Raw genomic sequence first — 13,418 nt, forward strand, 5'->3', positions numbered from 1 at the left:
CGTAGCTCTGCGATTTCTCATGCCATTCCAGCTTCGGTTCCGAAGGCGCTCCTGATCTTTGATCTGGTATGCGGGCCTTTTGGTGTTGCTTCATGCCCCTGGAGCCCTTGGCTACTCAAGCTAAACTTCCTTCATTTGAACATGCTTGGGCAGACGCAAATTCGCCTTGTCGAATTCTGCTTTCAATGCATCGGAAAAAAGGATTTCGGGCCTGGACAAACGGCGCTCACGCCAAAGATGAGCGTCGTTGATAGTGCATTTGGAAAAGGCAAGTCCGGACATGTATTTTTTGGTATTGTGACTAACCAAGTAATACTCGTGAAGTTCACTTGGCTTTTCCCAAGAACCCTCTGTGCTTTTTTGGGGAGCGAAGCTGTCCAGATACCGACCGATCAACATCGTGTAGTATTGCTTGGGATATGCTTGACCCTTTCGCATTATCACTTCGATTGGGCGAAATTCATGGACACCGGGATCCAGACGCTCGACGGCGTCCTTAAAGTCCGCGTCAACGGCAAGCAGCTGACTGTTCATCATGAACAATGAACCGAGCGTCCTGTAGGTTTTGAACAATTCGTATTTTTCAGGCCACTCGTGATCGGCCACCGGACGGAAGGGGGTGCTGTCTCCATGGACAGTTCCGGGTTCGTATTTGAAATTTCCGACCACGTGGGCAACATAACCAGCTCCCAGGAACTCCCCGTATTGCGCCTTTTCTTTCGGCGACATTTCATTTTCGAAGTAGGCCTTGAGCCGCTCGTCATAACCAACGAAATCCGCATCCGGAAAGTAGTCGCCAAAGCCGCTTGGCAGTTTTAGTCCCCACACCATCACTTATACCAACCTCAATTGAGTGAAACCTGTCTGATCCATACTTGTTTTAGCGGTTGGAAACAGTCTGAACGTTTCTACTCATCCGCATATTGAAAGAGCGCCTGCAGGGATTTGTCACCGATCTGGCCGTCAATCTTGCCATGATAGGTTCCGGCTTCCTTCAAACGGCGTTGTACCTCCTTGTTGAAGGACAGTGGGTAGGTGCCGGACCTGGTCAAGAACCAGAATTCCGCCTCGATCCTTCCGCCGGATCTCAGCGCTTTCATGAGCCAGTCGACGGCGATCTCCTTCCGATCGCTCTTGAAGGTGCCCTTCAGGTATTGAAGGGCGAGTTCCCGCATTGCAATCGGGTCGTCAGCCGCAGCAGCCTGTTCCAGCAGCTCCCGGGCCCTCTCGGTGTTTGTGTCGCCGCCGCGCCCTTGGAGATACATCCAGGCGAGGTTGGTTGCCGCCAGGGCTTCGTCGTCCGATTCCAGCGCGCGCTGGTACCAGTGGCGGGCCTTGAAATCGTTTTGCTCAATGCCTTCACCCCTGTCATAGGCTCCGGCGACGTAAAACGCGGCTTCCGGATTGCCCGCTTCAGCTGCCTTCTGAAACCACTCGAACGCCTTCGCCTCATCATAGTCGACCAGGTTGCCTTCGTTATAGGAATGGGCGAGCAGGGTCATGGCGCCGGCGTTGCCCAGACGGGCGGCTTTTTGCAGGAGCCGCAGCGTTTCTTCCGGTTGCCATTCCACGCCCTTGCCAAGCTCATAGGCGATGGCCAGTTCGACCATGGCGTCGGTGTTGTCGAGTTCCGCCGACTGGCGGTACTGGCGGGATGCCTCGGCCTCGTTGCCCGAACGGTCGAGGACCTGGCCGTAAAGCAGCCGGAGTACAGCGGCGTTGGGAAAGAGCGCGACCGCATCATAACAGGCTTGCACGGCACCTTCTGGAACACCGGCGCCGAGATCCGTGTTTTCGATCGCCAGGCACGTTTTCACCTGTGGTGAGCCTGACTGCCGGGCCTTGGCATTCTGGTTGTCCGAAATCGAGGGATGCCTGTGTCCGAGGGTTTTGTTCAGCAGCTTCAAGGCATCCTCGGCGAATTGCCCGTCCGGATAGCGGTCCAGATAAAGCCGGACTTCCTCCGGACTGTCGCCGTACCGGACGGCTTCCCACAAGGCTTCTTCGCTCGACGCACGTTCCACTGTGCCCTGTTCGGCGGGGTTGAAAGTGAAATCCAGAACCAGGGAGGAGTTTTCCCAGGGGATCTGCGCGCCTTCCGTGGTTTCAATCACATCCGTTCTCACCCGCCGCAGCATGCGGGCAACGTCGAGATCAGGAGTGGAAATGTGCGTCAGCAGCGCCTTTGTGAAGGGGCTGTTTCCCTCGGTTCCGTCAAGGGCGACATTGCCCGGCTCCGTTGCATAGGCGATCAGCGTGCCTGGACCGGCATCGACCCGGGCGAGACCCTGGCCCACTTCGACCGCTCTTGTGTCCATGGAGCGGGCAAGGCCGGGTGCGAATGGATTGTCCCGGCATGCGTCGAGCAGAATGATCCTGGTTTTTGCCGAGCCGTCCATCTGGTGCAGAAGCGATTTGACGGCGATCAGTTCGGAGTTGATATCGCTCTCTTCCTGCAGATGGGCGTCGGCGGGCACCAGATAGTTCTCGCCAGCGACCTGAATTCCGTGCCCGGCGTAAAAAAACAGCGCGACGTCGGCCCCTTCCAGGGATTTGGAAAACGTCCGGATCGCTTCCAGAAATGAGGTGCGCCCCAGATTTTCCTGTTGCAGGACCTCAAAATCCAGGCTCCTCAGGGCTTCACCAAGTTTCCTGGCGTCATTGACTGGATTTTCGAGTGTGCCGGCCGAGGTATAGTCCCCGTTTCCCACGATCAGCGCGACGCGCTTTTCTGCATGCGCCGACACCGTGAAAAGCAGGACGCTGACAAAGAGGTAAATGGATTTCGTCACAAGGCCGCGCTCAAAAAACACCTGACCACTCCCTGGCAGAAGGCTGCGTCAATCATTTCATCAAACATGTGCGCTGGCGGAAATAAGTCCTGCCGACTTTTGGAAACGGGAAGCAGAAAGGCCAGCATCCGGATTTAAGCGGCTTCACTTAACGGAAGCAAGCTTTCGGCTTTCGGCGCGCCTGCGGGAACGTACCAAAAGACGGAAGCAGGTCTGCCGGAAGCGCTCTGCCGGCAGGAACGGGCCTCACTTGCCCGCCCGGCAGGACATGGAAGCGCTATGCCTTGCCCTTGGTGTTTCGCAGACCGGCATATGACATTTGCGGCAAGACCGTCATAATGGTTTGCTGCATGTGTCGGATTGCCATTGTGACGGGGGGAAGAATGCTGAAACAAATGCTTCTGGGAGGCGCGCTTGCAGCCGGTCTGTCGTGTCAGGTGCTGGCGGGGCCCTTGCAGGACAAGGCGGGCGAGGCCGAGGCGGCGTTGGAAGCCGGCAACGGTGGACAGGCGATTGCCCTGATGCGGCAGGCGCTGTTCGACGTCTGGTCCAAGGCGTCACTCTCCATTCCCACTGCCTTGTTCGTGAAGGCTCCGGCCGATGGCTACGGTATCTACACGCCCAGAGCCGATGCAGCATTTGCGAAGGACGAGACGCTGCGCATCTATCTGGAGCCGGTCGGCTTTGACTGGAAAGAGCAGGATGGCCTGTTTACATCGCTTCTGACGGTCGATTTCGATCTGGCGTCACCGGATGGAAAGGTGCTTGCCGGACAAAAGGAGTTTGGCCGGTTCGACTTCAAGAGCCACGTGCCCAACACCGAATATATGGCCAACCTGACACTGAATGTCAGTGGTGCACCCTCGGGCGACTATGTGCTGGAGCTGACCGTGAACGACGAATACAGCGGCAAGACAGCCAAGGTCCGGATGCCTTTCTCGATCAAATAAGGAAGGCGGGTCAGGGGGCGGCGCATTTCTGTGCCAAGTGCGTGGACCTCTTGAGTGAAATCCGATATCGGTCCCGGCAGGCACCAGAACGGGCCGGCGACGTCTTGAGCTGCGATCCGGCAGCGCGGCCTTGCTGACGTTTGCTGATTTAGGAAACCGGGCGCACGCATGAAGCTCTACGACTGTTTTGTCTTCCATAACGAATTCGACCTTCTGGAAATCCGCCTGCGGGAAATGGGTGACCAAGTCGATTATTTTGTGCTGGTGGAGGCAAACCAGACGCAGCGGGGCGGTCCCAAGCCGTTCTATTTCGCGGAAAATCGCGCGCGTTTCGCCCCTTGGGCAGACAAGATCATCGATCTTCAGATCGCGTTTCCAGACGAGTTGCCGCCGGCGCTTGGCGTTTACAAGAACAGACGCAAGGCGGACTGGGAGCGGGAAAACTATCAGCGCAACTGTATTGCGCAGGCGCTTGAAGGATGTGCGCCGGACGACTTGATTCTGCTGTCGGATGTGGACGAGATCGTGCGGGCGGACGTTCTGCAGAAGGCGCTGGACGACAAGCTCTACAAGGGGCGCTTGCTTGTGTTCGAGCAAAGCCTGCACAAACATCATCTCAACCGCGTTGTTCCGGGCAAGACCTGGCTGCTCGGTTCGCGGATGATCGAAAAGAAATACCTGACAACTCCGCAACAACTGCGGCGGACCAAGGCGCGGATGACGAAAAAGTCCTACGTGCCAGGGTTTGTCACCCAACCGCTTCTCAGGATCCGGAACAACAATCTTTCAGGCATCAGCCGCCCGGTGACAATCCTGCCTGACGCAGGCTGGCATTTTTCCTCGATGGGCGGCCTGGAAGCGTTCCGGACAAAGTTGAATTCCGTCGTCCACGGCCAGACCGTCGATACAAGCGACATCGAGAAGCTCTACGGCCGCGAACTCGTCGGCACCGCGCTTGTCCAGCGCGACGGCCTGCCGGGCTGTGTGCGTGAGGGGCTTTTCGAGCACATGCTCGAGCAGGGTGCCAAGCCTGCGGAAAGCTGAGATGATTAGGGTGTGCTGGAGGGTGCAAGCTTTGCAGATCCGTCCGGCTTGTTCCGATTTCGTGAACCCGCTCCGCTCCACTTGATCCAATGCGTCAGCCAGGCTGCTGAAAGCGGGGAGGCGGGCTGTGCCTCTGTTCCGACATCCTGTCTCAAATTCGACGAATACGAGCCAATCGGTGTCGCATTTGTTTTGATCGCTTGCACGGTGCGTCGATTTCATATAAAGATATCTTTATATCGACATTGATGGCGAAGCTGATGACCGAAGAACAGACCCTGTCCGTTGACGATACCCTGGCTGCCCTGAGGGCGGTTGGTGAAGCAACGCGTCTGAGACTGATTGCGCTTCTGGCGGAAAGCGAACTGACCGTGAAGGATGCCACGGCGATCCTTGGTCAGAGCCAGCCGCGCATTTCGCGTCACCTCAAGCTGCTTGCCGAAGCCGATCTCATTCAGCGGTTCCCGGAAGGGGCGTGGGTCTACTACCGGCTGGCGGATGGCCCGGAAGGCCAGCTTGCCCGTGATCTAGTTGCCCGTATTTCCCTGGAAGACCCGGTGCTGGCAGCGGATCAGGAGCGGTTCCAGGCAATTCGCCGGGCGAAAGCGGATGAGGCTGCGGCTTACTTTGCTGCCCGCGCGCTGACCTGGGACAGGGAGCGCTCGCTGCATGTCTCTGAAGACGCAGTCGAGACGGCGATGCGCAAGGCCCTCGGCGACAAGCCGTTTCAGTCGTTCCTCGATCTGGGCACCGGCACGGGCCGACTGCTGGAAGTGTTTGCCGACCAGTATGTCACGGCGCTTGGTGTCGATGCCTCGCATGACATGCTGGCTGTCGCCCGCGCAAATCTCGCCAAGGCCGGGCTCTCGAACGCCCAGGTGCGCCATGGCGATGTTTATGCGCTGAATGTTCCGCCGCGGTCCTTCGATGTCGTGGCGATCCACCAGGTGCTGCATTTCCTGGACGAGCCGGCAAGGGCCCTCAACGAGGCCGCCCGCGCGCTGCGTCCCGGTGGCCGCCTGCTGATCATCGATTTCGCTCCGCATCAGCTGGAGTTCCTGCGCGAGAAACACGCGCACCGCCGCCTGGGCTTTGCCCATGACCAGATGGAGCGTTGGCTTGAAACGCTCGAACTGGACCTGGAACAGGTCACCGATCTTGTTCCGGGTGACGGCAACGACTCAAACCTTACCGTAACCCTTTGGCTTGCGCGTGACCGCCGAATTGTCACCGACCTGCCTGCCCGAGACACGTCCCGAGAGGTCGCCTAACATGACAGCCATTTCCAACCGCCGGTCTCACCAGGCCGCACCGTCCCCGATCACGGCTTCGTTCGAGTTTTTCCCGCCGAAGTCGGACAAGATGGGCGAGACGCTGTGGCAGACGGTGCAGCGGCTGGCGCCGCTCAGCCCGTCCTTCGTGTCCGTCACCTATGGTGCTGGCGGCTCCACTCGCGAACGCACGCACCGCACTGTCGAACGTATCCTCAAGGAAACAGATCTTGCACCGGCCGCGCACCTGACATGTGTCGGGGCAGCGCGCAGCGAGATCGATACGATCGTCAAAGATTACTGGGATATGGGCGTGCGTCATCTGGTGGCTCTGCGCGGCGACCCGCTAGACGGCATCGGTTCGCGCTACGTGGCGCATCCTGAGGGCTATGCCTACGCTTCCGATCTGGTGGAAGGCGTCAAGAAGATCGCCAATTTCGATATTTCCGTTTCCGGATATCCGGAAAGGCACCCGGAAAGCAGCAACTGGCAGACCGAGATCGACAATCTGAAGCGGAAGGTCGATGCGGGGGCGGACCGGATCATCACCCAGTATTTCTTCGATAATGACATGTTCGACGATTACCTGGACCGGATTGCGGCTGCCGGCATCAACATTCCGGTGATCCCGGGCATTCTGCCGATCCACAATTTCGAACAGACGATGGTGTTTTCCGCAAAATGCGGAACGTCCATTCCGCAGTGGCTGGCCCGGCGTTTTGCCGGCCTGTCCAACGATCCGGAAACCCGGAAGCTGGTCGGCGTTTCCGTTGCCTGCGAACAGGTCATGGACCTGGTCGACCGTGGCATCAACGACTTCCACTTCTACACAATGAACCGGGCCGACCTGACGTTCGCCATCTGCCACATGCTGGGCATGGGCAAGCCGGAAACCAAGGAAGATCTGGCTGCCTGAAGAGATCTGTTCGGGGAGGCCTGACCAGGCACTGAAACGAATTGAGCACCGATGCGACGTGGGAGACCCCCACGCCTGTCCCTCCCTACAAGGGGAAGGGGAACAGGCAACAAGTGGTGCATCAGTGGCGATGGAAAAGGGCAAGTGCCGGGCTTTTGCGTTGTAAAAGAGCGCGATGTGAGACCGGCGCCAGGGGCAAGGCACTTCAGACTTTCCTTCTCCCGTATGGGGAAGGGTTCGGGATGGCGGGAGTTGACGAAGCCGAAGGTCCTCTCTGTCCCTGGAGCAGGAACGGATAGAAACAAAGCGGGAAGCGGAGCGAGATGATCAAGTTAAGCACTGCCGATGCCGTTGAAACGACCGCTTTTGCGGTGCTGCGTGAAAAGGGCTTCGAGCTTCGTGTCGTCGACATGGGCGCGGACAAAAACCGGCTGATCGTCGCCAGGGACAAGGACCATGAGTTCCACGGCCATTCGGCCCTCGAAATTCTGGGGCTGCTGGCCGTCTATCAGGCCCGTGGCGACGACTGGCATCCGACGGAAGACGACGTTCACAGCCGCACCAAGTTCTGGGACGCCTCCTACAACGAAACCGACCGGAACAGCTGACGCGCTGTCCGGTTGCCAATTCAAAACCGCGCCGGCCTGAGCCGGCCAAACCAACAGACATTTCCGGAAGGAAACCCCGTGATCAAGTCAGACGCCTTCGAGCGCCTCCGTGACCTCGCCAAGACCCGTATTCTCGTCCTTGACGGTGCCATGGGCACGGAAATCCAGCTTCTGAAACTGGACGAAGCGGCCTATCGGGGCGACCGTTTCAAGGACTGGCCGAGCGACATCAAGGGCAACAACGATCTTCTGAGCCTGACCCAGCCGGATGCGATCCGGAAGATTCATGTCGACTATCTGGAGGCGGGTGCCGACATCGTCGAGACCAACACCTTTTCCTCGACAACGATTGCCCAAGCCGATTACGGCATGGAAGAGCTGGCCTATGAGCTGAACTTCGAAAGCGCGAAACTCGCGCGCGAAGCTTGCGACAAGGTCATGGCGCAGGAGCCTTCCCGGCCGCGTTTCGTGGCCGGAGCCCTCGGCCCGACCAACCGGACCGCATCGATTTCGCCGGATGTAAACAACCCGGGCTACCGTGCTGTTTCCTTTGACGATCTTCGTATCGCCTATGCCGAAGCCACACGCGGGCTCATTGCGGGCGGTGCGGATATCATCCTGGTCGAAACCATCTTCGACACGCTCAATGCAAAGGCGGCGCTGTTTGCCATTGAAGAAGTCTTCGAGGAAACCGGCAAGATGTTGCCGGTGATGATTTCCGGCACGATCACCGACCTTTCGGGCCGCACCCTGTCCGGACAGACACCGGAAGCCTTCTGGAACTCCGTCCGCCATACGAACCCGCTGACGATCGGCCTCAACTGCGCACTTGGCGCGAAGGAAATGCGTGCTCACGTGGACGAACTCGGCCGTGTTGCCGACACGCTTGTGTGCGCCTACCCGAACGCGGGCCTGCCGAACGAATTCGGCGAATACGACGAGAGCCCGGAACACATGGCCGGCCTGATCGAGGAATTCGCCTCCGCCGGTCTCGTCAACGTGGTCGGTGGCTGCTGCGGCACCACGCCTGCGCACATCAAGGCGATTGCCGAGGCTGTTGCGGACAAGAAGCCGCGCGAGATTCCGGAAATCGACGTGCACATGCGTCTGTCCGGTCTGGAGCCCTTCGTCGTGACGAAGGAGACAAACTTCGTCAACGTCGGCGAACGGACCAACGTGACCGGCTCGGCCAGGTTCCGCAAGCTGATCAAGGAAGGCGATTATGCCACCGCGCTCGACGTCGCCCGCCAGCAGGTGGAAAACGGTGCGCAGATCATCGACATCAACATGGACGAAGGCCTGCTCGATTCCGAGGAAGCCATGGTCACGTTCCTGAACCTGGTGGCTGCCGAGCCGGATATCGCCAAAGTGCCGATCATGATCGACAGTTCCAAGTGGACGGTGATCGAAGCGGGTCTCAAGTGCATTCAGGGCAAGGGTGTCGTGAACTCCATCTCGATGAAGGAAGGTGAAGAAGCCTTTATCGAGCAGGCGAAGAAAGTCCGCCGCTATGGCGCCGCCGTTGTCGTCATGGCCTTCGACGAGAAGGGACAGGCGGACACTTTCGAGCGCAAGACCGAGATCTGTGCGCGGTCCTACAAGATCCTGACCGAAAAGGTAGGTTTCCCGCCGGAAGACATCATTTTCGACCCGAACATCTTCGCGGTTGCGACCGGCATCGAGGAACATAACAATTACGGTGTCGATTTCATCGAAGCGACCGGCTGGATCCGTGAGAACCTGCCGCACGCCCATGTGTCCGGCGGTGTGTCGAACCTGTCGTTCTCGTTCCGCGGCAATGAAGCCGTGCGTGAGGCGATGCACTCTGTGTTCCTCTACCACGCGATCAAGCGTGGCATGGACATGGGCATCGTCAACGCCGGTCAGCTTGCGGTCTATAATGATCTGGAAACCGAGCTGCGCGAGCTTTGTGAGGACGTTGTCCTGAACCGGCGGCAGGACAGCACCGACAGGATGCTGGAAGCGGCCGAGCGCTGGAAAGGCGAGGGCGGCAAGAAGAGGGAAGCCGATCTCACCTGGCGCACGTGGGGTGTTGCCAAGCGCCTGGAACACGCGCTCGTTCACGGCATTGCCGATTACGTGGAAGAAGACACCGAGGAAGCCCGCCAGGCTTTCGACCGGCCCTTGCATGTGATCGAAGGCCCGCTGATGGACGGCATGAATGTCGTCGGCGATCTGTTCGGATCGGGGCAGATGTTCCTGCCGCAGGTGGTCAAGTCCGCCCGCGTCATGAAGAAGGCGGTCGCCTATCTGATGCCTTTCATGGAGAAGGAAAAGGAAGAGCTCGGCCAGACCGGACAGTCTTCCGCCGGCAAGATCCTGATGGCGACGGTCAAGGGCGATGTGCATGACATCGGCAAGAACATCGTCGGCGTCGTGCTCCAGTGCAACAACTTCGAGGTGATCGATCTCGGGGTCATGGTGCCGACAGCGAAGATCCTCGATACCGCGCGTCAGGAAAAGGTCGACATGATCGGGCTTTCCGGACTGATCACGCCGTCGCTGGATGAAATGTGCCATGTTGCCGCCGAGCTGGAACGGGAGGGGCTCGATGTGCCGCTTCTGATCGGCGGGGCGACGACGTCCAAGATCCATACCGCGGTGAAGATCCACCCGAACTATGCTCGCGGCCAGGCGATCTATGTCACCGATGCGGGCCGGGCTGTCGGCGTCGCTTCCAAACTGATGAGCGAAGGCGGCCGTGCGCCGTATTATGCTGATGTGCGTGCCGAATATGCCGACATTGCTGAAAAACATGCGGCCGGGCGGGGTGCGCAAAAGCGTACGTCGCTGAAGGTTGCGCGGGACAATGCCTTCAAGGCGGACTTCACGGGCAAGCAGCCGGTTGCGCCGAAAAAGCCGGGGACGACTGTCTTTGACGCGTTTCCGCTGGAAGAGCTGGTTCCGCTCATCGACTGGACACCGTTCTTCTCCACCTGGGAGATCAAGGGCCGGTACCCGGCGGTGCTGACCGACAATCGCTATGGCCCGGCGGCCAAGGCGCTTTTCGACGACGCACGGCGGATGCTTGACGAAATCGTGGAGAAGAAGCTGCTGACGGCACGCGGTGTCGCGAGCCTGTGGCCGGCCAATGCGGTTGGCGACGATGTGCGGGTCTTCACCGACGAAAGTCGCAGCGAGACGCTGGCGACCTTCCACACGCTGCGCCAGCAGATGACGAGGACTGCGGGTGGCCGCGCCAACATCGCTCTCAGCGATTTCGTTGCGCCCCAGGACAGCAGTATCGCCGACTGGATCGGCGGTTTTGCGGTGACAGCCGGTCATGGCGAGGATGAGTTGGCGGCGCGATACGCCAGGGAGTCGGATGACTACAACAAGATCCTCTCCCAGGCTCTGGCGGACCGTTTGGCCGAAGCCTTTGCCGAGAAGCTGCACCAGATCGTGCGGATGGACCTCTGGGGCTATGCGGCTGATGAAAACCTCTCCAACGAGGACGTCATCGCGGAGAAATACCAGGGCATCCGTCCGGCTCCGGGCTATCCGGCCCAGCCGGACCATACCGAGAAGGATACGCTGTTCCAGCTGCTTGATGCCGAACGCCTGACCGGCATTCAGCTGACAGAGAGCCGGGCGATGCTGCCGGGATCTTCCGTTTCCGGGCTCTACTTCGGTCATGCAGACAGCCACTACTTCGGTGTCGGCAAGATCGAAAAGGACCAGGTGGAGGATTACGCTGCACGCAAGGGTTGGGACCTGGCTTATGCCGAACGCTGGCTGGCCCCGATTCTCAATTACGACCCTGCCCGGATGGTCGCCGCCGAGTAATTTCGAACCCTGTTTCCGGTTTGAAAACGATAGCCTCCCGCGTGTTACACGCGGGAGGCTATTTAATTTCCGCAACGAATTAAGTGACGTAAGAGAAATAAAATAAATTTTTGAAAATATGCACAGTGTGCACCCTTGTAATGTGCACGTAGTGCGCTAACATAAGCTCTATCAGGTGAGTGCCGATCAAGGTTCTGCGCGCACCAAAGGAGAAAAAAAATGAATGTGCAAATTGCTAAAATAATGCTGGTTCAGCATCGTCAGGACTACAACCGGGACCGCCTTGCGTGGTTGCCGTCGCGGCTTTACCGCTCCTGGCGCGAAGCGCTGCCGAAGGTTCAGGAGACCATACGGTCTCTTTGAGCTGGGCTGCACCCCGAATTTGGCCCCAAGAAAAAGAACAAGATCACCGGACGTCTCGTAGCCCCTGACGTCTGCCACATACTAAAAAAGCCCGGCCTTGGCCGGGCTTTTTGTTTTGTTGGCGGGGGATCAACTGCGGCTGAGGAGCAACTTCATGCCGGCAAAGCCAAAGACGCAGCCGAGGAGGGCCTGGATGCCGCGTCGCGACTTGCCATAGATCTTTACAATGAGCGGAGTGGAGAACGCGAGCGCGTAGAGCATATGGATGGCGGCAGAAAGAACAAAGGTGCCCAGGACGATGACCGTGGCAACCCATCCCGGTGCCCCTGGCTGCAGGCCGAGCGATATTATGGCGATCCAGGCAAGTGCAGCCTTCGGGTTGGTCATCTGAATAGTGTAGCCGCGGACCATGTAACCCAATGGCGAGCGCCTGCGTCCGGCAAGTTCCCGAGCATTCGTGTCCTGAGGGGAGCGGGCTGCCCGGAACGACTTGAGGGCAAGCCACAGCAGATAGAAACCGCCAGCGATCTTGATTGCGATCAGTGCCGACGCATAGGCGGCAAGCAGCGCTGATAGCCCGAGCACCGTGAGTGTTGCCCAGGTCAGCGATCCGAAGGCTACACCGAAAGCCAGTGCCAGTCCGGAAGTCCGCCCAACACTCATCGACGTTCCCATGACCGCGAGAACATTCGGGCCCGGGCTGATTATCCCCAGCAGAAAGGCCGAATAGGCGAGCAGAATACCGGGTAGATAGGTCGAAAGCTGATCCATTGCTGTCTCCATGAACGTTCACGGCGATCTTAGGGAGCGAATGGAGGTGATTGCTTCGGTGACGGTCGAACTATGTTTGTCGGATGGCACCACCCTTTGCCTGAGTTTCTTGAGTTGCCCGTAGCCGCTCCCTAAACCTGAAACAGCTTCTTCAGCTCAGCCTCGCCTTTGGGCGAAACATGCACGATCCGACCGGAGGGTTCCCGGCGCAGCCAGCCACTGTCGGTGAAGCGGGTGAGAAGCGCTGCGCCCAGACCTCCGGCCAGATGGTTGCGCCGTTCGCTCCAGTCCAGGCATGCGCGGCACAGCGGGCGGCGGCTTGCGGTGAGGGCATCCAGGTCGATGCCGATACTCGAGACGAAACCGGTGCCGTCGGCGGTCAGGGCAAGGCCGCCAGTGTCCGAAGAGACAGTGAGAAATCCGCGCTTCTGCATGCTGTCGTAGATGCGCACCGCCATATCACCGGCCAGATGGTCGTAGCACACGCGGGCGGCACGCATCTGCGGATCCTTGGGGCCGGTGCGGGTGCGCAGGTGACCCTTGCGGGCGGCAAGGCCCATCACGGCCTCCAGAACGGTGCCAACTTCCGGCCCGGCCAGGGTGAAATAGCGATGGCGACCCTGTTTGGCCTGGGTCAACAGGCCGCCTTCCATCAGCTTCTTCAGGTGGGAGCTGGCCGTCTGGCCGGTGATGCCGGCTTCCGCTGCCAGTTCCGTCGCCGTCAAAGCCTTGCCGCTCAAAAGCGCGCTCAGGATGTTGGCGCGGGCCGGATCGCCCATCAAGGCGCCGATGCGCGCAATGTCCGGTCCATCCTTCATTGGCTTGTCTCCATGGTTCGATCTGCGTCGAAGCATTGCAGACATGGGCCGTGTCACACAAGGGCCATCGACACAGCC

Annotated in this window: 11 protein-coding genes; 7 read left to right on the plus strand and 4 right to left on the minus strand. The window is 59.1% G+C overall.

Features of this window, described 5'->3' with window-relative positions:
- Positions 1–120: 120 nt before the first annotated feature.
- Both FMN63_RS22590 and FMN63_RS22595 read right to left on the minus strand, forming a co-directional pair.
- On the minus strand, positions 121–831 hold the full coding sequence (locus FMN63_RS22590; RefSeq protein ID WP_148586385.1) for an imm11 family protein: 711 nt from the start codon (positions 829–831) through the stop codon (positions 121–123).
- Positions 832–908: 77 nt separating this feature from the next.
- On the minus strand, positions 909–2,813 hold the full coding sequence (locus FMN63_RS22595) for a caspase family protein (protein WP_148586386.1): 1,905 nt from the start codon (positions 2,811–2,813) through the stop codon (positions 909–911).
- Positions 2,814–3,175: 362 nt separating this feature from the next.
- Here FMN63_RS22595 and FMN63_RS22600 point away from each other — a divergent pair, with 362 nt between their 5' ends.
- The 7 genes from FMN63_RS22600 to FMN63_RS29440 all read left to right on the plus strand — a co-directional run bounded on the left by FMN63_RS22600 (position 3,176) and on the right by FMN63_RS29440 (position 11,751).
- The gene (locus FMN63_RS22600) at positions 3,176–3,742 is read left to right on the plus strand and encodes a hypothetical protein (RefSeq protein WP_148586387.1); all 567 of its coding nucleotides are present in this window, start codon (positions 3,176–3,178) and stop codon (positions 3,740–3,742) included.
- A gap of 168 nt (positions 3,743–3,910) precedes the next feature.
- Entirely contained in the window at positions 3,911–4,786 is an 876-nt protein-coding gene (locus FMN63_RS22605) for a glycosyltransferase family 17 protein (RefSeq protein ID WP_148586388.1), read from the plus strand.
- A gap of 260 nt (positions 4,787–5,046) precedes the next feature.
- On the plus strand, positions 5,047–6,057 hold the full coding sequence (locus FMN63_RS22610) for an ArsR/SmtB family transcription factor (RefSeq protein WP_148586389.1): 1,011 nt from the start codon (positions 5,047–5,049) through the stop codon (positions 6,055–6,057).
- Position 6,058: 1 nt separating this feature from the next.
- A complete protein-coding gene (metF, locus tag FMN63_RS22615) occupies positions 6,059–6,973 on the plus strand; it encodes a methylenetetrahydrofolate reductase [NAD(P)H] (RefSeq protein WP_148586390.1) in 915 nt (304 codons plus the stop codon).
- Between the two features lie 323 nt (positions 6,974–7,296).
- The gene (locus FMN63_RS22620; protein ID WP_148586391.1) at positions 7,297–7,581 is read left to right on the plus strand and encodes a hypothetical protein; all 285 of its coding nucleotides are present in this window, start codon (positions 7,297–7,299) and stop codon (positions 7,579–7,581) included.
- 78 nt (positions 7,582–7,659) lie between these two features.
- Entirely contained in the window at positions 7,660–11,388 is a 3,729-nt protein-coding gene (gene metH, locus FMN63_RS22625; protein WP_148586392.1) for a methionine synthase, read from the plus strand.
- Positions 11,389–11,607: 219 nt separating this feature from the next.
- On the plus strand, positions 11,608–11,751 hold the full coding sequence (locus FMN63_RS29440; RefSeq protein ID WP_153297108.1) for a hypothetical protein: 144 nt from the start codon (positions 11,608–11,610) through the stop codon (positions 11,749–11,751).
- Positions 11,752–11,880: 129 nt separating this feature from the next.
- Here the strand turns inward: FMN63_RS29440 and FMN63_RS22630 are convergent, their stop codons facing one another.
- On the minus strand, positions 11,881–12,522 hold the full coding sequence (locus tag FMN63_RS22630) for a LysE family translocator (protein ID WP_148586393.1): 642 nt from the start codon (positions 12,520–12,522) through the stop codon (positions 11,881–11,883).
- Positions 12,523–12,653: 131 nt separating this feature from the next.
- On the minus strand, positions 12,654–13,340 hold the full coding sequence (locus FMN63_RS22635) for an ArsR/SmtB family transcription factor (protein WP_148586394.1): 687 nt from the start codon (positions 13,338–13,340) through the stop codon (positions 12,654–12,656).
- Between the last annotated feature and the right edge of the window lie 78 nt (positions 13,341–13,418).

Source organism: Stappia sp. BW2 (assembly GCF_008107695.1).
Lineage (GTDB): Bacteria > Pseudomonadota > Alphaproteobacteria > Rhizobiales > Stappiaceae > Roseibium.